The 20,603-nt window shown below is 39.6% G+C and carries 24 protein-coding genes, 3 pseudogenes and 1 other annotated feature; of the genes and pseudogenes, 16 read left to right on the plus strand and 11 right to left on the minus strand.

What is annotated here, in order from left to right; genetic code table 11:
- On the plus strand, nt 1-320 hold a 320-nt coding region (locus CYK47_RS12965), incomplete at its 5' end, for an RNA-guided endonuclease InsQ/TnpB family protein (RefSeq protein ID WP_213072433.1).
- 342 nt (nt 321-662) lie between these two features.
- Here the strand turns inward: CYK47_RS12965 and CYK47_RS12970 are convergent.
- Complete coding sequence (locus tag CYK47_RS12970) at nt 663-983, minus strand: ArsR/SmtB family transcription factor (RefSeq protein WP_122902245.1); 321 nt, start codon at nt 981-983, stop codon at nt 663-665.
- A 108-nt stretch (nt 984-1,091) separates the two neighbouring features.
- Between CYK47_RS12970 and CYK47_RS12975 the strand changes: the two genes are divergently transcribed.
- The 7 genes and pseudogenes from CYK47_RS12975 (at nt 1,092) to CYK47_RS13005 (ending at nt 5,573) form a co-directional block, all read left to right on the plus strand.
- Nucleotides 1,092-1,508 (plus strand): YeeE/YedE family protein, encoded by a 417-nt coding sequence (locus CYK47_RS12975; protein ID WP_122902246.1) that lies wholly within the window; start codon nt 1,092-1,094, stop codon nt 1,506-1,508.
- A gap of 1 nt (nt 1,509) precedes the next feature.
- A complete protein-coding gene (locus CYK47_RS12980) occupies nt 1,510-1,926 on the plus strand; it encodes a DUF6691 family protein (RefSeq protein WP_122902247.1) in 417 nt (138 codons plus the stop codon).
- A 3-nt stretch (nt 1,927-1,929) separates the two neighbouring features.
- Entirely contained in the window at nt 1,930-2,799 is an 870-nt protein-coding gene (locus tag CYK47_RS12985) for an MBL fold metallo-hydrolase (RefSeq protein WP_122902248.1), read from the plus strand.
- Nucleotides 2,800-2,897: 98 nt separating this feature from the next.
- The gene (locus CYK47_RS12990) at nt 2,898-3,587 is read left to right on the plus strand and encodes a VIT1/CCC1 transporter family protein (RefSeq protein ID WP_122902249.1); all 690 of its coding nucleotides are present in this window, start codon (nt 2,898-2,900) and stop codon (nt 3,585-3,587) included.
- A 62-nt stretch (nt 3,588-3,649) separates the two neighbouring features.
- Nucleotides 3,650-4,859 (plus strand): annotated as a pseudogene (locus CYK47_RS12995) (IS3 family transposase).
- Nucleotides 3,925-4,041: a sequence feature (AL1L pseudoknot), on the plus strand. It overlaps the preceding pseudogene by 117 nt.
- A 221-nt stretch (nt 4,860-5,080) precedes the next feature.
- Entirely contained in the window at nt 5,081-5,317 is a 237-nt protein-coding gene (locus CYK47_RS15835) for a transposase (protein WP_353653408.1), read from the plus strand.
- Between the two features lie 85 nt (nt 5,318-5,402).
- Nucleotides 5,403-5,573 (plus strand): hypothetical protein, encoded by a 171-nt coding sequence (locus CYK47_RS13005; RefSeq protein WP_252150286.1) that lies wholly within the window; start codon nt 5,403-5,405, stop codon nt 5,571-5,573.
- Nucleotides 5,574-5,598: 25 nt separating this feature from the next.
- Here the strand turns inward: CYK47_RS13005 and CYK47_RS13010 are convergent, their stop codons facing one another.
- The gene (locus CYK47_RS13010) at nt 5,599-5,937 is read right to left on the minus strand and encodes a helix-turn-helix transcriptional regulator (protein ID WP_122902251.1); all 339 of its coding nucleotides are present in this window, start codon (nt 5,935-5,937) and stop codon (nt 5,599-5,601) included.
- Between the two features lie 126 nt (nt 5,938-6,063).
- Here CYK47_RS13010 and CYK47_RS13015 point away from each other — a divergent pair, with 126 nt between their 5' ends.
- Genes CYK47_RS13015 through CYK47_RS13025 form a run of 3 tightly spaced genes read left to right on the plus strand, consistent with a single transcriptional unit; the run spans nt 6,064 to nt 8,117 of the window.
- On the plus strand, nt 6,064-6,786 hold the full coding sequence (locus tag CYK47_RS13015; RefSeq protein WP_122902252.1) for a hypothetical protein: 723 nt from the start codon (nt 6,064-6,066) through the stop codon (nt 6,784-6,786).
- A gap of 16 nt (nt 6,787-6,802) precedes the next feature.
- Complete coding sequence (locus tag CYK47_RS13020; RefSeq protein ID WP_122902253.1) at nt 6,803-7,516, plus strand: hypothetical protein; 714 nt, start codon at nt 6,803-6,805, stop codon at nt 7,514-7,516.
- A 40-nt stretch (nt 7,517-7,556) separates the two neighbouring features.
- Complete coding sequence (locus tag CYK47_RS13025) at nt 7,557-8,117, plus strand: hypothetical protein (protein ID WP_122902254.1); 561 nt, start codon at nt 7,557-7,559, stop codon at nt 8,115-8,117.
- Between the two features lie 42 nt (nt 8,118-8,159).
- Here CYK47_RS13025 and CYK47_RS13030 read toward each other — a convergent pair.
- Nucleotides 8,160-8,327: pseudogene (locus tag CYK47_RS13030) on the minus strand (IS982 family transposase); the annotation flags it as partial.
- 155 nt (nt 8,328-8,482) lie between these two features.
- Between CYK47_RS13030 and CYK47_RS15730 the strand changes: the two are divergent.
- Nucleotides 8,483-8,578: pseudogene (locus CYK47_RS15730) on the plus strand (IS982 family transposase); the annotation flags it as partial.
- A 33-nt stretch (nt 8,579-8,611) separates the two neighbouring features.
- Here the strand turns inward: CYK47_RS15730 and CYK47_RS13035 are convergent.
- From CYK47_RS13035 to CYK47_RS13070, 8 genes are read right to left on the minus strand one after another with little or no spacing between them, the layout of a single operon-like run.
- Entirely contained in the window at nt 8,612-9,832 is a 1,221-nt protein-coding gene (locus tag CYK47_RS13035; protein WP_122902255.1) for an acyl-CoA dehydrogenase family protein, read from the minus strand.
- Nucleotides 9,833-9,835: 3 nt separating this feature from the next.
- Entirely contained in the window at nt 9,836-11,200 is a 1,365-nt protein-coding gene (locus CYK47_RS13040) for an LLM class flavin-dependent oxidoreductase (RefSeq protein ID WP_122902256.1), read from the minus strand.
- Entirely contained in the window at nt 11,200-12,051 is an 852-nt protein-coding gene (locus CYK47_RS13045; protein ID WP_122902257.1) for a MetQ/NlpA family ABC transporter substrate-binding protein, read from the minus strand. Before CYK47_RS13045 ends, CYK47_RS13040 begins: the two co-directional genes overlap by 1 nt.
- 37 nt (nt 12,052-12,088) lie before the next feature.
- Nucleotides 12,089-12,916: a MetQ/NlpA family ABC transporter substrate-binding protein gene (locus CYK47_RS13050; protein WP_164709200.1), complete on the minus strand. Its 828-nt coding sequence runs from the start codon at nt 12,914-12,916 to the stop codon at nt 12,089-12,091.
- 46 nt (nt 12,917-12,962) lie between these two features.
- Nucleotides 12,963-13,790: a MetQ/NlpA family ABC transporter substrate-binding protein gene (locus tag CYK47_RS13055; RefSeq protein ID WP_122902259.1), complete on the minus strand. Its 828-nt coding sequence runs from the start codon at nt 13,788-13,790 to the stop codon at nt 12,963-12,965.
- Between the two features lie 39 nt (nt 13,791-13,829).
- Nucleotides 13,830-15,029: an acyl-CoA dehydrogenase family protein gene (locus CYK47_RS13060; RefSeq protein WP_122902260.1), complete on the minus strand. Its 1,200-nt coding sequence runs from the start codon at nt 15,027-15,029 to the stop codon at nt 13,830-13,832.
- Between the two features lie 20 nt (nt 15,030-15,049).
- Nucleotides 15,050-15,715, minus strand: a complete 666-nt coding sequence (locus CYK47_RS13065; protein ID WP_122902261.1) for a methionine ABC transporter permease — start codon at nt 15,713-15,715, stop codon at nt 15,050-15,052.
- 2 nt (nt 15,716-15,717) lie between these two features.
- A complete protein-coding gene (locus CYK47_RS13070) occupies nt 15,718-16,479 on the minus strand; it encodes a methionine ABC transporter ATP-binding protein (RefSeq protein ID WP_122902262.1) in 762 nt (253 codons plus the stop codon).
- A gap of 455 nt (nt 16,480-16,934) precedes the next feature.
- Between CYK47_RS13070 and CYK47_RS13075 the strand changes: the two genes are divergently transcribed.
- From CYK47_RS13075 to CYK47_RS13090, 4 genes are all read left to right on the plus strand, one after another.
- Nucleotides 16,935-17,831, plus strand: coding sequence for a LysR family transcriptional regulator (locus CYK47_RS13075; RefSeq protein ID WP_122902263.1), 897 nt, complete (start codon nt 16,935-16,937; stop codon nt 17,829-17,831).
- Between the two features lie 106 nt (nt 17,832-17,937).
- Nucleotides 17,938-19,026 (plus strand): LLM class flavin-dependent oxidoreductase, encoded by a 1,089-nt coding sequence (locus CYK47_RS13080; protein WP_122902270.1) that lies wholly within the window; start codon nt 17,938-17,940, stop codon nt 19,024-19,026.
- A 22-nt stretch (nt 19,027-19,048) separates the two neighbouring features.
- On the plus strand, nt 19,049-20,035 hold the full coding sequence (locus tag CYK47_RS13085; protein ID WP_122902264.1) for an ABC transporter substrate-binding protein: 987 nt from the start codon (nt 19,049-19,051) through the stop codon (nt 20,033-20,035).
- Nucleotide 20,036: 1 nt separating this feature from the next.
- Entirely contained in the window at nt 20,037-20,588 is a 552-nt protein-coding gene (locus tag CYK47_RS13090) for a cysteine dioxygenase family protein (RefSeq protein ID WP_122902265.1), read from the plus strand.
- Nucleotides 20,589-20,603: the final 15 nt, after the last annotated feature.

Here is a 20,603-nt window from a genome sequence, read left to right on the forward strand (position 1 = left end):
AATCAATCCTAGATCAAGGGTGGTCAATGCTTGTTGGTATGTTGGAGTATAAGCAACAATGGCGAGGTGGTTTACTCGTTAAAGTTGACCCTAAATATACAAGTCAGACTTGTAGTTCATGTGGTCACGTTGCAAAAGAAAACAGGCTCACTCAGGCGAAATTTAGCTGTGTAGAGTGTAGCTTTAGCGAGAATGCGGATATAAACGCTTCTCGCAACATTTTGGCGGTAGGACATACCGTTTTGTCTGTGGAGGGTGGATGCGGTAAAGGTCGCCCTACGAAGCAGAAAGCAAGCGAAATCCGCAAGGAAGTCGCCTAAGAGCATTTGCTTTTAGAATCCCTGAGAAACGAGTTTCGCAAGGAACTAGTCGAAAGTGGTGGGAGTATGTCAATGTGGAGTAGCTTGATTGTTGGCTTGCTCGGGGCACGCTTGGTTTTTGTATTGCTACATGCAGAAATTTATCTATAGTCAAAAATGATCTTTAGTCGAGTCTAAGACCTCACTGACAGTCAAGTGGGGGATCTAAAGGACGCCCTAGGAAGCACAAAACAGGCGAAATCCGTGAGGAAATCGCCTAAGCGCTTTTGCTTTTAGGATCCCTGATAAATGAGTTTCGCAAACAACTAGTCGAAAGTGGGGAGGTGTATCAAGGGCTGAGGGCTATTTAGCTGGTCGCATCGGTTGGCAATACAGTTTATATAAATTTTTCATTATTTTCAAAACTTTAACATCGATAAGTTGATAAAAGATTTGCTTTCCTTCACGGCGCGTGCTGACTATCTTCGCCCGGCGTAATACAGTTAACTGTTGTGATAGCGTAGGCTGTTGTATATGTGTCGCTTGCTGAATCTCCTGTACATTGAGTTCACAATCGATCAAAACACAAAGAATTTTTAAGCGTTCTGGATTGGCTAAAACTTTTAGGCAATCAGTGACATGATAAACGTGGGAGAAATCAATTCTCATTGTTTTTTCATTCATATTATTTCTCTTAAATGACAGATAGACATTAAAAATAATCAAAATACGCTTGAATATTATCTATTAATATATAATATAAAAAAGTATATTGTATAGAGAAAGAACAGTATGCACGATTTTCTCATCGCTTTTATCGGTGGCTCAATGTTAGGTATTGCAGTTGTGGGCTATTTATATGTTCATGGACGCATTGCAGGCATTAGTGGTCTGATTGCACAAGTGTTAAATCCACAAACTATTTTTAAGACACCTGCGATCTGGTTTCTGGCAGGTTTAATCGTGACACCATTTATATATGGTTTATTTGTTCAACCCGAGATTGAGTTAAATGCTAGTCCACTGATGATGATTGTGGCAGGCTTACTGGTGGGTTTTGGTACACGTTTAGGTTCAGGCTGTACCAGTGGACATGGTATTTGTGGTATCAGCCGTTTGTCTAAACGTTCAATAATCGCCACCACGACCTTTATGGTGGCAGGTTTCGTTATGGTTTATGTCATTCGTCACATCACAGGAGCATTCTAACATGAAGAACTTACTTGCTTTTTTGTTTGGTGCTTTATTTTCGCTAGGCTTAATGGTCTCAGGGATGTCAAATCCTGAAAAAGTCTTAGACTTTTTAGACCTGTTTGGTGATTGGGACGCGAGCCTTGCTTTTGTCATGATGGGAGCAATTGCTGTTGCGTTTATTCCATTTCAAAAAGCGGTGCGTGCTCAACAGCCGAAAACTGTATTTAATGAGCCAATTGATTTGCCAAGCCATCAAAAAATCGATAAAAAATTAATCACAGGAGCACTGTTATTTGGTGTAGGGTGGGGCATTGCAGGCATCTGTCCAGCACCAAGCTTTACCTTAATAGGCTTAGGGCACTATCAGATCCTGTATTTTATTGTGGCGATGTTGGTGGGTGTATGGATTCACCGTAAATGGTCAGGAGCTTAATGGATGCAAAGCGTACATGTACAAGAATTTTTTGATAAAAATAGCAATACTTTTAGTTATGTGGTGACTGACGCAAAGACCAAACACTGTGCGATTATTGATAGTGTACTTGATTATGATGCAGCATCGGCAAGCACTTCGACAGCACAGGCAGATCAAATGATTGCCTATATTCAAGCACATGATTTAAAGGTGGAATGGATTTTAGAAACCCATGTTCATGCTGACCACTTAACTGCTGCCCAGTATTTAAAGGCACAGTTAGGTGGAAAAATTGCCATGAGTGAAAAAATTAACCTAGTACAAGAAACCTTTGGCGCGATTTATCATTTAGATATGAAACGCTTTAACGCCGAACAACCTTTTGATTATTTGTTTGCCGATCATGAGCATTTTAAGATTGGGGATTTGGAGGCTTACAATATTCCAACGCCAGGACATACTCCAGCTTGCTTAAGTTATGTGGTCGGTGATGCGGTATTTGTGGGGGATACTTTGTTTATGCCAGATTATGGTACAGCACGTTGTGATTTTCCGCGCGGTAGTGCAGCGACCTTATTTGATTCTGTGCAAACCTTATATCGGTTGCCTGGTGAAATGCGCGTATTTTTGTGTCACGACTATTTACCTGCAGAGCGTCAAGAATATGTTTGCCAAACCGATATCGCGACCCAACAACAGTACAATATTCATATCCATACTGGAGTGACTAAGGCTGCGTTTGTAGCGATGCGAGAAAAACGAGATGCGACTTTAAGTATGCCAAAGCTGATTTTGCCTGCGATTCAAATCAATATGCGCGCAGGCCATTTTCCTGAACCTGAAGCCAACGGGATCTCATATTTGAAATTACCACTTAATTATTTTGCTTGATGGTTTGCAATAGATCAGCATGTTTTTACTTGAATATATTCTTTATGCTTGGCCAAGCGTTTGATATTTCTAACCCATATGACTTGTGAGAATACACAATGCCGCACTCCTATCATTTAGAAAAACATTACTTAGAGCGGGCAGGATGGTTACGCGCTGCGGTATTGGGCGCGAATGACGGCATTATTTCGGTGACCAGTTTAGTGGTGGGTATGGCGGCCAGTGGTGCTTCTAGTCATATTCTCTTGGTCACCTGTGTGGCAGGTCTTATTTCAGGGGCTGCTTCTATGGCAGCAGGTGAATATATCTCAGTTAAATCCCAAGAAGATATTGAAAAAGCAGATTTAGCGCGAGAGGCGAGAGAGTTACAGCAACACCCAGAACATGAGCTTCAAGAGTTAACCCAGATTTATATTCGGCGTGGTTTAGATCGTCACTTGGCTGAACAAGTTGCGCAGCAGTTAACAGAGCATAATGCTTTGCATGCTCATGCTCGTGATGAAATCGGTATTCTTGAGCAAACAGCTGCACGGCCGCTTAGCGCGGCATTTGCTTCAGCGCTCGCGTTTAGCGTGGGCTCCTTAGTACCTTTACTGTCTATTTTAATTTTGCCTGAAGTGTATTTGTCGAAAGGCATTATGTGGGTTGGGGTATTAAGCTTAGGTATGCTAGGTGCAATTGCCAGTTATGCAGGTGGGGTAAATGTCTATAAAGGTGCGGTACGTATTATGCTGTGGGGTATTATTGCCATGTTATTTAGTGCTTGGATTGGCTCTCTGTTTCAGTGAATGCATGCGCCTGAACCGTACCGGGTTTTGTCGGAGAGTCAATATTCTGAGAGACTACCCCGATGACAAAATTAAAATATACCCCTGAAATCAGAGAAAGAGCGGTTCAACTTGTGATTGAATCTGAAAAAGATTATCCATCGAATTGGGCTGCAATCACAGCTATTGCACCTAAGATTGGTTGTACTCCTGAAACATTGCGTGTTTGGCATCAGAAGCATTTGAATCAACAGAATCCAGTCAAAGTACAGCAGCTTTCAGACCAGGAACGCATTAAACAACTTGAACGCGAAAATAAAGAACTGCAACGAGCCAATGAAATTCTACGTAAAGCAGCCGCTTTTTTCGCCCAGGCGGAGCTCGACCGCCCACACAAATAATGGTGGATTTTATCCATAACAATAAAGATCGATATGGTGTTGAAGCGATTTGTAGAATTTTACCGATTGCAGCTTCGACCTATTATCCGGCTTTAGATTTCGTTGATAACCCAGAACATCGAGCGAAACGTGCTCTGCATGATTTACATCATGCAGAGCAAATCAAACGTATTTGGAAAGAAAGTTTAGGTCGATATGGTTTACGTAAAGTTTGGCAAAAATTGAAACGTGAAGGCTATGTTGTACAGTTGCTCGATTGATGAAAAAGCTAGATATACAAGGTGTTTGGCGTGGTAAGAACAAACAAACTACCCGCAACCGAGATGATCAAAAACGAGCAGATGATTTAGTGAAACGGAATTTTAGTGCTGATCGACCTGACCAATTATGGGTCAGTGACTTTACGTATATTCAAACCCATTCTGGCTGGGTCTACACCGCCTTTATTATTAATGTGTTCTCGCGAGTAATTGTTGGATGGAAAGTATCAACACGGATGAATACAGATATGGTACTTGATGCACTGGAGCAAGCATTGCATGATCGAGGCATGCCAAAGAATGTGATTCATCATTCCGACAGAGGTGTGCAATATCTTTCCATTCGCTATACCAATCGTTTAGAAGCAGCAAATTTACGAGCATCAGTCGGTACAACGGGTGATTCATACGATAATGCTTTGGCTGAAACGGTGAATGGCTTATACAAAACAGAGGTGATTGAATATCTAAAAGCAGATTGGCAAGGTTTAGCGGATGTACAACTTGCGACACTCAACTGGGTAGATTGGTTCAATAAAAAGCGTGTACACAGTGCATTGGCTTATGTATCGCCTTTTGATTTTGAAGCAATGTACTATGATAAGATTAACCCGTTAGGTCAGGTGGCCTAACTTAAATAAAAAAATCTCCGACAAACCCGGTACGGTTCAAAGGAAAACGTTGTCATGCATTCAGGTCAGGTGGGCATGGCACGAGACTCAGCATGATCAGTGCTGTTAGATCAAATGCAACATTCCAGTTTATTCAACCTTTAGTGTTTCAAGGTTCGTGTGATCGGAATATTTTCGTGTGTTGGTTAGAGTATTTGTTGCAGGGTTTGTAACAACAGGATATTCAGACTAAAAAATATTTGCTGATGCTCGACAATGCATCGATACACAAAGGAAAAGTGATCGATGATTTAGCAGCTCAATATCAGACGAGAATCGTTTATCTGCCTGCATATAGTCCTGACCTCAATCCTATTGAAAGAGCATGGTCGATCTTGAAAAGTAAAGTCAGGCACATGGTTGCTCAGGACAATAGAAATCTCCCACAAGCCTTAGACATTGCATTTAACTTAATGTAGCTTATGTTTTTTATTTAGCTATACCTTCGGGAAACTATTCTTTTTCAGTCGGAAAAGACAACGATGGGATCAGGCACAAATGCCGATGATGGACTTAACAATCATCGCGCGGTATGAAACCTATGCGTATTCTTATACTGAGTATTGTATGCGTAGATATTTTTATGAATCCTTTGAAGCGGAGCTTCCACAAGAAATTTCAAAAACTGAAGATTGGCAGTTAATCAGTGAATACATTAAAGCGCAGGATTTATGAAAGAATATCAAATATACTTAAAAAATTATATATTTGTTTTTTTGATATTTTGAGCTATTTGATTAATAAAATCTAATACTTCTTTCTGCTGTAATTCAGTCAAAAAATAGAGTTTTGTAACAAGTTCTGCCATTAAATTATCTTCAATATAGAAGTAAGCTACGGGTACTTCTAAAACTTCAGCTATTTTTATAGCCGTCAGAAGATCGGGCGCATACTTTCCTGTTTCATATTGATTCATTCGAGCACTAGCCGAAGCTTCATCAATGCCAGCAAGTATTCCTAATCGTTCTTGAGAAAGCTTCTTCGCTTTGCGAGCGACCTTTAGACGCATTGAAAATACATTGGGTTTTTTGCTTTCCATATGTTTAATAATCAATTAAAAACTAAGATTCTCTTAGGTTTTAATTGATAAATTACTAAGAATTACTTAGTATTATGATCAGCATAGCTATACTTTATAATATTGATCCAACACTCAGAGGGTAAAATGAATAAGAATTTTTTATTTTTAGCGATTTCTTTCGTCTTAATTAACGCAACAGGCTGTCAACATATCCAAACAGCAGCAGACAGTACGGTAGGTGCTATATCGAAAGGAGTAAACGCCTATGATGGCTGGGTAAGTAAAAGTACTCAACGCGTATGGGATGAAATGTCAAATAAAGAAATACGAAACAAATTTTTAGTCCTTTCAAATATCTCTAATAATAATGTAATTGTTCTAAACCCATCATTGATCAATGATAAATTTAAATTAGAAAAACGTACAATGGGTTCAATCCATTTAGAAAAATATATTAATCATGAAGCAAACTTTAGCGAAGCTAATCGAAAAATTAACAATGGTATTTATATTTCAGAAAAAGATTTAGCCTCAAAAATGTTTATTGAACAAGCATTAGCAAAAGGACATCAAGTCCATATGTATAAAAAGAATATTAATAAAGATTTGAACAATGGATTAGTACAATCAATTACCGAGTTTAATGGTGCCGCTAATCGCTATGATGTCGACCCTGCCTTTGTAGAGTTTGATAAAAATGGTAGTCCTGTAGCGATTATGACGCGTTCATGGCAAACAATTTCAGCTATCGGTGTCGATAGCCGCATATACACCAATATTTATTTTGCTCAAGATGCTTTGCGTTGGTTTGAAAATAATTTTTCAAATCGTTATTTAGAAGACTCTTTGCTTCGAAAATATAATTAAAAGCTGAGGTGCAAGAATGATTAAACTTAACTTTTTACACATCGTCTTTTTGACTCTTATACTTGGGAGTGGTTGTAGTAAAAACGACCATACGAATATTGCGGAAGATAACTCACCCTCTCATAGCAAATCTAGCGTGAACAATGATCCGAATGCTAAATTTACAGCACAACAAACCAGTGTAAATTCATTTGAAAGTAGCAATACTTATAATAATTATGGTTTTGCATACCGTTATGAAAGCCGAAGTGGTGATGGGAAAGAATATTTTTATAAATCTATTCAAGAGTTTGTGAACAATGACGTAACAAACCAAAGGAATATATTAGCAGAGTCATGGGTCGAGATTCCTCAGGAAGAATATGCCCAGACTAAACAGCATTATGATCAAACCCGAGAAATTATAGATTTACATCCCGAAATCTTACAGTCGACTCCAATTTATAAAAAATTTCTACAATTTTTAGAAGAGCAACAAGCTAGACAGACTCAATTCGAAAAAGAACGTGCAGATTTTGATGCTCAGTTTGAACAAAGGAGAGCCAAATTTGATGCTGATTTTAATCAAAAACGTGCTGAATTTGATAAAAACTGGAATGAACCAGTTCACCCCTCGACACAATCAAAAAATCTAGATACGGTTTATAAAAATACGTTTGATGATATCCAAATGGCTGAACATGAATTAGTCGATAATGAAAGCCAATCTGAAAATACTAATGCTTTATAGCATTGACACAATCAATCATTTTAAAAATAGGAAATAATTCATGCACCAATTATGTCGTAATAGTCTTATTGTTGTTGCTTCTATAGTGGCTTCAATGTCAGTAATGGCGGCACCACAATTATTTAATGTAGAGCTAAAAGGAGCAACACGAGATCAAATTCGATCGACTTTACAAAATACCGATGTACATGCAGTTCGTGAAGACAACAATTACTGGATAGATAAATACAATTCTAATGGTGTTCTACAAGGTGCTACAGATTTAAACTTTGGATATTCTTCAAATGGTAAATTTGCGTTTGCAGAATATAAGTTCCCTGCGTTTGTAGATTCAGGAAAAATTATTGAAGTTGCAAATTTAGTTTCATCAAAATATGGGCAACCGAGCCAACGATCTGGGAATCCTAGACTTGGAGATGCAAGTTATACATGGAACTTCAAAAATGGTATGAGTATTACGGCCTATCGTGGTTGGCCTGATACTACAACGTATTTGAATTTCAAAGACAAAACGAACTACTCAAAAATGAATGCAGAAATAGATGCTGAAAATAAACGTCAGTTTCAGCAAAAAGCTCAGCAACAGAGGTCAGCTTTTTAAAAAAGCTAATACAATTAACCCGAATCATGGATAAGCCTAGTTTCACATCGTTGTAAATTGGGGCTTATTCTGATGACAGATTTGATAAGCACATAAGGATGCGTAAATTCCAGCGAAATAACCTGAAATGGAACGATGGCGACTGCTTACTAGGTTGTATTGTTGCTTCAATAAGCTAAAGATCGTCTCTATTTTATTGTGTTGTCTCACATCTTTAAGAATTTTTGCTTCAACGGTCTTTCGACCGAGCTATTTAAGCTGTTTTACTTTTTTTAACCCGAATCATGGATAAGAAATGCAGTTGAAAAAAAAGATGACTGAGTTGATAAGTGAGTTACGACACAAACCATTCAACTAGCCATCCTATGTTCGAGTTTACAACTTTATTCTGCACAATTGATGATTTTTTTCAGAAAAATGAAGCCATCTATTGGCAATATCTAAAACAAGAAAATCCTAAGGCGGTTTTTTATAATTGAAAATAATAGATTGTTTTAGAAGTAAGGATTATGTGGAATATCAACGTCGTTCACTAAATGCTGACCAATATGAGCAGCTTTAAAGTTGGTTGGATTGTGTGAGCTTAAGGTACGGATATTACGCCAGTAACGATCTAAATGGTATTTTTGACTGGTTGACGATGCTCCTGTTACATCAAAAAGCGCTGCAGCTGCCTTAAGTGCCAAAGGTTCAATCGCTACTTTCACCATTGCTGCTTCTAAAGAAGCTTGGTGACTTAAGTGATAATCTGTGATGCCATGTTGAGTGGTGGCTAAGGCACGATCTTGGGCTTGTGCAGCTTTTAAAACAGCATGTTCAATGATATATGCTGTTGCAGCAATTTCGCCCACTTTTTCTAATAACAATGGATCTTGTTTTGGATCTGCATGAAAGGCATAGGCAAACGTACGTTTACGGCTACGTACGAGATGTGCTGCTTCATGTGCAATGGCATTGACATTACCTGCGATGACAGCATGTAAGAACAATTGTGTGAACGGTTTAAATTTTACTTGTTCAACAGGCACGTGATTGAGCTCATGAGAATACACCTTTACATGTTTAAATAACGTGGTGCCACTGGCCGTAAAGCGTTGACCAATCCCATCCCAGTCATCAATACGTTCTACACCTTCACGATCTGTGGGAATAATGACGGAGAGATTGGCACCAGTTGCATCATTAACACGTACTGCGACATAATCGCTGTAAAGCGTGCCTGTAGAGAAAATCTTCGTGCCATTAATTTCAAAATGCTCTGCATCAATTGCTTTGAGCTTGGTGTGATATTGGCCATCCCCCAAGACTTCTTGACCTGCGGGCTCTGTATAAGCGTTGCCAATAATTTTGCCATTTAAGATTTCATTGACCCAATAGGCTTTAAAATCAGCATTTTCCGATCTTAAAATTTCTTCAGTGAGTTGAAAATGTGCTCTTAAAATCTGTGGTAAGTCGCTATCATATTCTGCCAATGAAATTAATACTTTGAATAACTCTTCCACACTAATGCCATAGCCGCCAAGTGCTTCTGGTAAGCGTAAAGTTCCGAATTTGAGTTCTTTAAAGCGTGCCACAGCTTGGTATGGACCGTGACCGCCTTGTGCCAGACGTGTTTGGGCATCGCTTGCTAAGAAAGTCAGATAATCTTGAAAAGCGCTACTGTTCACAAAGCGATAGTTATTTTGAGTTAAATGGGGATGCATGAGTGCTGTCATGATTTAGGCCTCGGTATATTTTTTATGTACGATATGGCGTGGTGAAAGTTTATCACCTTGTCGGAAAAGACGATCACGGAACGAGGTGTCTTGATAATGTGTGCGATATCGGCCACGTTTTTGTAATTCAGGAATCACCAACTCCACCACATCTTCTAGGGTTGCTGGTGTAATGGCTTGATAGACATTAAAACCATCAAGATCAATATAGTCGACCAGCTCTTCAATTTGGTCTGCCACTTCTTCAGGTGTCCCTAAAACCAATAAAGTACGCGCACCAAATTTAGATAACTCATCTTTAATATTCTTTACGGTATACGCGGTTTTATGGCTATACAGCTGAGCAGTCGATTGATTGCCTTCAGAATGGCGTTGTCCAAACAGCTCGTCATCATTCAAGCTGGCAAGATCAATGCCGGTGCTGCCTGAAAATTGGATAAAAGAAGCTTCAGGCAAGAAATATTGTTGATAGTCTTTTAATTTATTTTGGACTTCTTCATGTGTGTGGCCGACTACAATCGTGAGTGAAGCAAATACTTTAATATCATTTGCTTCGCGACCTTGTTCTAATGCAGATTCACGAAGGCTTTTTACTGTTTGACGCAGTTTATCTGGCTCTTGACCCGCGATAAATACACCTTCTGCATGTTTGGCTGCAAACTTTTTCCCTGTGGTTGATGAGCCTGCCTGAAAAATCACAGGTGTTCTTTGTGTAGAGGGTTCACACGCGTGTGGACCACGTACTTTAAAGTAAGGTCCAACATGATCAATGGTGTGAACTTTGTCTGGATCAGCATACATATGCGCTGCGCGATTGGCTTGTACCGCATCCTCTTCCCAGCTATGTTCCCAAAGCTTATAACACACCTCTAAAAATTCATCTGCAATTTCATAGCGTTTATCATGCGGGATAATCGCGTCATGACCATGATTCAGCGCAGCTGCTTCAAGCGCAGAAGTCACAACATTCCATGCCACACGACCATTAGAGAGATGGTCTAAGGTCGAAAAACGTCGTGCTAAATTAAAAGGGTCCTCATAACTCGTTGATGCACTTACCGCAAAACCTAAATGTTCAGTGACACCAAGCATTAGGCCAACATTAATAAAGGGATCATTAATGGGCGATTGCATACCACGTTTGACCGCTGCTTTATACGAGCCTGCATAAGGCTCATAAACGCCACCAATATCGGCTAAGAAAAGGGCATCAAAGCAGCCTTTTTCTAATAATTGTGCTAATTTAATCCAATAGTTGGCAGTTTTATAGTGAATACGCTGGTCTTCAGGATGAGCCCAAAGTCCATGTGCCATATGGTTAACGGTATTCATCTCAAAGGCATTTAAATGGATATATTTTTTTAACATTATTGTTCTCCTTGAGGCTTATCCCAAATCACAAATTCACCATAATTACTTTGGATAAATTGATATGCTGCGGCTGAATCAAAGAAATTTTTCACTTGAATAACGGCAGGTTTTTGTTGTGAAGCTGAATTGGCGACCAAAACAGCAGCCCATTTTTTTGCCGCTTTATCTTTGATTAATGCATCACGATTTGGCACTAAACCAGTACGATCAGCATAAATGCCCGTAATGACTGTTAAGTCTGAATCCTGATAAGCCTTTGGCAGCATTGGCTGCTCAACCTCAATCAATTTAAATTTTTTAGGGTTGGCAATGATATCGCGCTGACTGATTTGATCCCCTAAGTGTTGGTCTTTTAGCTGAATCAGTTTCGCATCATGCAAAAGCTGTAAAGCACGGGCATTATTGGCAGGATCTGAGGGAATAGTAATGGTTGCACCCACTGGTAATTCATCAATCGACTTATACTTTTTCGAATAAGCCCCAAAAACTGTGTTAAAAGTGTACGAAATTGGTTGGAGATCCCAGTTGTTTTTATAGCGTACTGAATCCAGATAAGCTTCATGTTGGTAGTAATTCACATCATATTCTTGGTCTGATACAGCTTGGTTAGCCGTATAAGAATCGGTGAGATATGTAATTTCTAAAGTAATATTCTGTTTTTTGAGTTCATCACGTGCATATTCAAGCAAGCTCGAATAGGGTTTCGTATCCCAAGCAACTGCTTTGACCACGTGTTGTTGTGCTGCAGTTTCATGTTCGGACGAGTTGTTTTTTTCGGTACATCCTGAAAGCAGTAAACCTGTAGATAAAGCTACTGCACTGAGTATAGACATATTAAAATAGCGCATTGAATTCTCGATCAATCAATATAAATGGAATGTGGGTTTACTTATCCCAAATCACAAATTGGCTGTAATTGTTTTGAATAAAGTCATAAGCAGTTTGAGAGTCAAAATATGCTTTAACTTTGGCCACACTTGGTTTTTTTGCAGATTCAGAATTCGCAACTAATACTGCTGTCCATTGCTTGGCAGCTTTATCTTTAATCAACGCATCGCGATTTGGGACTAAACCTGCACGGTCTGCATACACGCCAGTAATTACTGTTAGGTCAGAATCTTTATAAGCTGTGGGCAACATTGGCTGTTCAACCTCAACAATCTTCAGTTGTTTTGGGTTGCTACTAATATCACGTTGGCTGACTTGATAATCTCCGGCATGCGGTTTTAAGCTAATCAGCTTGGCATCTGCCAATAACTCTAAAGCACGTGCATTGTTGGCTGGGTCACCAGGCACGCTGACGACAGCACCTGTTGGTAATTCATCAATCGATTTATATTTGCTTGAATAACCAGCAAAGATGGTATTAAAGGTATAGGAGATAGGCTCAAGATCCCATTTATTTTTAAAACGTACAGAGTCTAAATAAGCTTCATGTTGGTAGTAGTTTAAGTCATATTGTTTTTCAGCAACAACGCGATTAATACTCAGTGGATCACTCATATATGTGATTTGCAGATCAATATTTTGTGCTTGTAAATCTTTTTTCGCTTGCTCCATTAAGCTTGAGTACGGCTTGGTGTCTGTCGCGACGATGGTCACAACATCCGTTGTAGTAGTTTGAGTTTCATTACTGTTTTTGGAACATGCTGTCAGGCCGAGTACTGTAGAAACAGCAAATGTCGTCACAAGAGTAGCGTAAGTTTTTTTCATATCGGTTTCATTCCATGACATAAAAATATAGAACAAGTGAAGATGCTTAGCGCTCAGGCCAAGTCACAGTGTCGGCATAATTTTTTAAGGTGAATTCACGGGTATCTGCTGCAATAAAGGCGGCTTTTACTGCTTCAACTTCAGGGCGATGAGCAGATTGACTATTTGCAACCAAGACACTGTCATATTCACTATTATCTTGTTCTAAATAAATTGCATCGCGTTTAGGCAATAGGTCTGCATGGATGGTATAAGCCCCCGCCATAATGGCTAAATCATTATCTTTGAAACTCACAGGCACCAATGCATGTTCTACTTCAATGAACTGTAATTGTTTTGGATTCGCTGTAATATCTTTAAGACTGGTTTTAGCCCCTGTATGCGGTCTGAGTTCAATAAGATTGGCACGTGCCAATAGATTCAAAGCACGGCCACCATTGGATGGATCAGAGGGAATAACAACTTTGGCTTTAACAGGTAAATCCTGAAGATTTTTATATTTAGGTGAATAGGCACCAAACATTCCATTGAATGTAGAGGTAATGGGCACCAGATCCCAGCCATTTAACTCTTTCGCGGATTGCATATAGTATTTGTGCTGGAAGTAATTTAAATCACTTTCTTTTTCAGCGACTGATCGATTTGGAATTAACCCATCATTGGCATACTTGATTTTAAGTTCAATATTTTGAGCTTTGACTTTGTCACGTACATATTCTGCCACTTGAGGATACGGCGGATTATCACGTGTTAATAATGTAACCACTTTAGTCTCTGTTGGAGTGGCAGTCTTTTGCTCTGGCTTTGAACAAGCGGTGATACCTAATGCGAGTGTGGTAGATAGAACACCGAAATAAAGTGCGCGCGCGTACATAAATATTCCTATTTTTTTATTTATATTTAAGTGATGAATTTAAAAGTAGCCAATATTGGGTACGTCTTGACGATTTACTAAAATATCGCCCAATACCTTGGCTTTTAGACTGACAGGATTGTGAGTCGATAATGTGCGGATATTGCGCCAGTAACGATCATTCAAGGTATCTTTACCCATTGCAGACGCACCAATCACTTCAAACATTAAATTGGCAGCTTTGAGTGCCAGTGGATCAATGGCTACTTTGACTTTGGCTGTTTCAATGGCAGCGGATTTGAGCTGCACCTCATAGTCAGGTTGATTCAGAGCGGCGAGCACGCGATCGAGTGAACGTGCTGCTTTTAAAATTCCTTGTTCAATTAAAAAGGCCAGTGCACTAATTTCACCGACTTTTTCTAAGAACAGTGGTTCTTGTGAGGCATCCTCTGTCGAACCGTAACTAAAAGAGCGTTTACGCTTTTGTAATAATTCGGCTGCACGCGCTTCAATCGCTTTGGTTTGTCCGGCAATAATGGCCTGAATATAAAGCTGCGCGAAAGGTTTATTCACACGTGCTTCAGGCTGTGACCAACGAATTTCATGCTCATAAATCTGCACATGACTAAAAGTCGTCGTACCACTCGCTGTATAGCGTTGTCCGATGCCTAACCAATCATCTTGAATCGTGACCCCTTGACGCGTGGTGGGCACCACCACATGACAGAGCTGCCCAAGATGACTTTTTGCCCATACCAATACATAATCTGCATGCAAAGTACCAGTGGTGAAGTATTTTTTACCCTCTAAATAGAGTTGCTGGTCTTGACTGATGATATGGGTCAGCAATTGACCATTACCAACAGTGTTACTTGATGGTTCGGCGAGGGCATTACTGATCATGGCACCTTGAGCAATACGTTCAAACCAGAGTGCACGGTAGTTGGGGTCAGGATGTTTGAGGACATCTTCAGTAAATTGAAAATGCGAGTGAAAAATATGCGCCACTTCTGAGTCGGCAGCACCCAATTCAATAATGACTGCAAATAACTCTTCAATGCTTAGACCTTGACCGCCGTGTGTCTTAGGCAGGCGTAGGGCACCAATTTTCTGTGCTTTTAAATATTCAATAATCGTTGTAGGTGCCTGTTCACCTTGGGCATCCCGTGCGGCTAAATCTGCTTTAACTTCTGCAATCAGATCTAAAAATTCTCGACGCTGATGATAAGCGACAGGCGCATGACTCAATTTTATGTTCATTGATTGCTATCTCTATTTTTTTAAATACGTTTATCTAGACGCTTAACTAGATAATTCCCTGTAAACTGAATCACTTGAACAATTAAGATGATGATAAAGACCGTAAAAATGAGAATGTCAGTTTCAAAGCGATGGAAACCATAACGAATCGCAAAATCACCAATACCCCCGCCACCGACAATGCCAACGATGGTTGAATATGAAAAATAGCTCACTGCAACAATTGTGATGGAATTGGCAATCGCCGCACGTGCTTCAGAGAATAAAACTTTATGTACGATTTGGAATTTGGTCGCTCCCATAGCTTCAGCTGCTTCAATGACCCCACGATTGACTTCAAGCAGGGCTGCTTCTACAAAGCGGGCAAAATAAGGAATACAGCTAATCGTCATTGGCACAATTGCTGCTGTAGTACCAATGGATGTGCCAACAATTAAGCGGGTTAAAGGCACAATTGAAATCGCTAAAATCAGGAAAGGGAAGGACCGAATAAAGTTCACCACAGTATTTAATAAGGCATTTAAAAACTTATTATGTGAGATCGAACCTTCACGCGTTAGATATAAAACCGTACCCACAATCCCACCAAAAATCACCCCAAGAATGAGCGTAATGGACAGCATGTAAAAGGTTTCACCTAAGGCATTTTGAATTTCTGGCCAAATAGCAATAATTTTCTCGTACATGATTAGACTGCCTCTTTGAGTTGTGTATTTAAGTCATTTAGTAAAAGCTTAGAAATGATGGACTTGACCGGTTGATGAATCGGTTTAGACAAATCGAATTCTTCAATTACTTCACCCTGTTCCATGACCGCAACCCTGTTACAAATTTTGTGTACCAGCTGCATTTCATGGGTGACGATGACAATGGTGATACCGAGGGTTTGATTAATTTTGCTTAAGTAATGCAAAATTGATTCTTTGGTCTGTGGATCAACAGCGGATGTAGGTTCATCACACAATAGAATTGTCGGTTGAGTGACAATTGCACGTGCAATCGCAATACGTTGCTTCTGACCACCACTGAGTTGACTTGGATAAGCCTCTTTTTTTTCTAATAAATCTACGATTTCTAAACTTGCTAAAGCGCGTTTTCTACGCTCTGCTTTAGACACACCTGCAAATTCTAGCGGTAATTCGATATTTTCTAACGCCGTACGATTGGTCAATAAATTAAAATGCTGAAAAATCATGCCAATTGATTTACGTGTTGTGAGCAATTGTTTTTTGGGTAAATCCAGTAAGGCCTGCCCATTAATGATGACTTCTCCACTATCAGGACGTTCCAGTAAATTGATCATACGTAGCAGCGTAGATTTACCTGCACCACTAAAACCAATAATGCCAAAGACATCACCTTGATGAATATTCAGGCTTACATCAGATACAGCTTGGAATGAGCTGTCCTTTTGGGTGAAGACTTTATTCAGATGTTTGAGCTGTATCATGATTCTGTCCTAAAAATAAAAAATGAATATATTTTGTTCTATTAACTAACTTAGGATAGAATTTATTATGTTTGAAATGAATATTTATAATAAAATTATATAAAAAAAGTGAATAATGATTTTGCAAAGCAGTTTTCACTTTTATTGGAATTGATTGTTAAATTTCGTTTAACACAGATCAGGGGAATAAATTAAAATTTAAATAGATAAATATTTGATTTTAATAAAATATCTTTACTGTTTAGTTTTATGTTGAGTATGATGATGTTTGAAATTCAACACTAGTTTTAGCCAATTTTGAGCGTTGTATAGCAAAGAAAACTATGAAGCTAAAATTGTTGTAAGCGAGCTGATGACTCGTCTGGCTTGAGACTGACCTTCTAACAAGGTCACAATAAAAGATATTTTGCGTTGCCATCATCGAATATAGTGTATAAACAACACGGAAAAAACTTATGAAATTTGAAGATATTCAAGCTTTTATCACTTTCGTACAATTACAATCGACCAGTTTAGCAGCAGATCAATTAGGTATTAGCCAGCCCGCAGTGACACGGCGTATCCAAAATTTAGAACAAGCCTGTGCAGTACAATTGTTTGATCGACATACTCGTCCACTTAAACTTACAGCACAGGGACGTGAAATTTATAACAAATGCTGTGTAATTGACACAGAGATGAAAAGTTTAAAACAGATTGTCGCTCAACAAAATCAGGAAAAATTAAGCTTACGTATTGGCTTGCCAAAGAGCTTATTGGAATCAGGTGTATTGAGCATTTTAGGGCAACTCAAGCAAGAGTTTCCGCATACTGAGCTTGAAATTACTAGTGGTTGGGGCAAAGATCTACTGAATAAAATGCACAGTGCAGAGTTAGACGGTTTGATTGCAAATGCCAGACAAGCAAGTGATTTACCGAAACAATATCCGCTTAAAATTATGGGAACTTTACACATTCGTCCTATGGTGGCAAAAACCTTGGCTAAGTCAGGGATGAGCACATGGCAGGATCTACAACAGCTCGGCTGGGTGCTGAACAATGAAGGTTGTGGTTTCCGATATTTTCTGCAAGAAAAATTAAGTCAACAGCAGCAGGAATTGAATTTAAAAGTTGAAGTCACGGGCACACGTCTACAGCTCGATTTGGTTCAACAAGGCGTTGGTGCAGGTTTTTTTGCGCAAGAGTTAGTTAACCAACAACCGCATTGGTCTGAACTCAGCTGTATTGACACAGAAGCGCTGAATTTAGATATGTTGGTTTATCACGCACATCGTGATTCATTAACTGAGCAACAGATAGAGATTTTTGAACTGATTATGCAGCGCTTTCAGGAGAAATTAAGTCTTTCTTGATTTTTTATGCATTAATTTTATATTAGTTTATTATAAATATTCATTTTGCGCATAGTGTGGATTGTATTACAGTCATTTTAGCTTCTTCAGCATGATGACAATTAAAATGACAATCCAAATTTTAGGTATGATCGGGCACCGCCTGAATTCTGAAACTATCCCTGCGACAGGTCCTGTGTTTGATGCCGAGTATATTGCGCGCTTTGCTCAAGCCCATGAGCAGGCTGGTTTTGATCGTGTCTTAATTGGGCAATGGTCAGATCAACCTGATGGTTTTTTAGTGGCAGCACATGCTGGCGCGAGTACAAAAAATCTCAAGTTTTTACTGGCACATCGTCCAGGGTTCATTGCTCCGACGCTTGCAGCACGTAAATACGCCACGCTTGATCACTTATTGGGTGGGCGTTTAGCGATGCATGTCATTACGGGAGGAAGTGATCCAGAGCAACAGCGTGATGGGGATTTCCTGACCAAGGCACAGCGTTATGCACGTACCAAAGAATTCTTAGATATTGTCAAACTGTCTTGGTATAGCCAGACACCATTTCAATACGATGGTCAGTTTTATCAAGTTAAGGATGGTTTCTCTGAGATCAAACCACAACAGCAACAGATCCCTGTATATTTTGGTGGTTCTTCACAAGAGGCTTTACAAGTCGCTGCGGAACATGCAGATGTTTTTGCCTTATGGGGGGAGCCGCTTGCTGGGGCACAAGAATTAGTTCATTCAATTCAAAGCTATGCTGCAACGGTAACACGGGCACAGCCACTGAATTTTAATATCTCTTTCCGTCCAATTATTGCTGATACTGAAGCGCAAGCTTGGGAAAAAGCACAACAGATCTATCGTCTGACGCGTGAGAAGATTGAACGTAAAGGACTACGTCACGATAAGCAACAAGCCCAAAGTGTCGGTGCACAGCGTCTGGTGAATCTCGCCTCACAACAGGTTTATGACAGTAATCTTTGGACAGGTATCTCGACTTTAGTGCATGGCAATCATAATTCAACAGCTTTGGTCGGCACACCTGAACAAGTCGCTGCTTCAATTACTGAATATTACAAGCTTGGCATCCAGAGTGTTTTAATTCGAGGCTTTGATCCTGTGAATGATGTCATTGAATATGGGAAAGAACTGCTGCCACTGATTCGTAGTAAAGCGGATGAGTGGGATCAGCTTAAAAAAACTGCATAAGATGAAAGAATAAGAGCAAACGATGATGAAAACAGTATGGTTGGGGGTGGTCACGGCAGCAAGCTTTGCTTTGACCGCCTGTGCAGAACAAAAAGCAACTATAGAGCAAAAACAACAAACAACAACGCAGCAAATTGAACTTAAAATTGGTGACCAAAAGGGCAATATGCGTGCCCAATTAGAGGCGTCAAAGTTACTCGATGGGATCGATTATAAAATTTCTTGGTATGAGTTTCCTGCGGCTGCCCCTGTTGCAGAAGCCTTAAACGTAGAAGGAATTGATATTGGTTATTTAGGTGATGCGCCTTTTATTTTTGCTAATGCAAACGGTGGTCATGCTAAAGCTATTGCAGTCAATCGCTATGACCCTTATGCGGTTGCATTGTTGGTGCCGAAGGATAGCCCGATTCAATCGGTTCAAGATTTAAAAGGCAAAACAGTGACGGCCAATAAAGGCTCTATTGGACAACTGATTACGCTGCGTGCGCTTGAGCGTGCGGGTATGAATGCCCAAGATGTTAGTTTTAAATTTTTACCACCTGCAGATGGCAAACTTGCTGTTGCCAATGGCTCTGTTGATGTCTGGGCAGTGTGGGATCCCTATACTGCATATGCTGAAGTCATTGATGGCTTTAGAATCATTGAAAATGGGCGTGGTTTATATTCAGGTTTTACTTTCTTAGCTGGTACAGAAAAAGCGCTCAGTAACCCAGAAAAACGCCGTGCGATTCAAGATTTTGTCTATCGTTTAGAACAATCACAAACCTGGGTCAATGCCAATTATCAGTCTTTTGGTCAAGAGCTTGCACGCATTACTGGTATTCCAGAAGAGCCGGCAACCTTGGCATTCAAGCGTAAGAATGCAACTTGGACAGCAATTACAGATGATGTAGTGAAAACCTCACAAGACACGGCGGATTTTTATGCCAAGCATCAACTGTTAAATCAAAAAATAGATGTCAGCGGTTTATTTGATCGGGACTTTAAAACCAAAAATACAGAGCAATAACATGAGCGAATTAGAGACTTTACAACCGGTCATCCGAGCCATTGAACAAGGCTTGCATCAAAATTTACAAGGTGAAAAGCTGATCCAAAACTTTTTACCGAATTTTAAACAAGTATTAACACATAGCACTTGGTTAAGTGAGGAATTTAAACAACCTCATCCTGAGTACTATCAACAGTATCTACTTTATCTAGATCCACAGGAACGTTTTTCGATTGTGAGTTTTGTTTGGGGACCGGGACAAAAGACCCCGATTCATAATCATGAGGTGTGGGGGGTGATTGGAGTGTTAGAAGGGGCAGAGATCTCAACGGCTTATGCACGCACTAAACAGGGCTTTCAAAAATTACCCAATCCTGATTATTTAAAACCAGGCGATACCGATTGGTTTACCCCTGAAACAGGCGATATTCATGCGGTCGAAAATGCCTTTGATAATCGTGTATCGATTAGCGTGCATATTTATGGTGCCAATATTGGCAAAGTAGAGCGCTTTACCTATCAAACCGACGGGACGGCAAAACCGTTTATCTCTGGTTATTCAAATATTTAAATAAGGACAAAAAAA

Origin of the sequence: Acinetobacter sp. B51(2017), from assembly GCF_003711395.1 — a bacterium.
Classification (GTDB): Bacteria; Pseudomonadota; Gammaproteobacteria; order Pseudomonadales; family Moraxellaceae; genus Acinetobacter.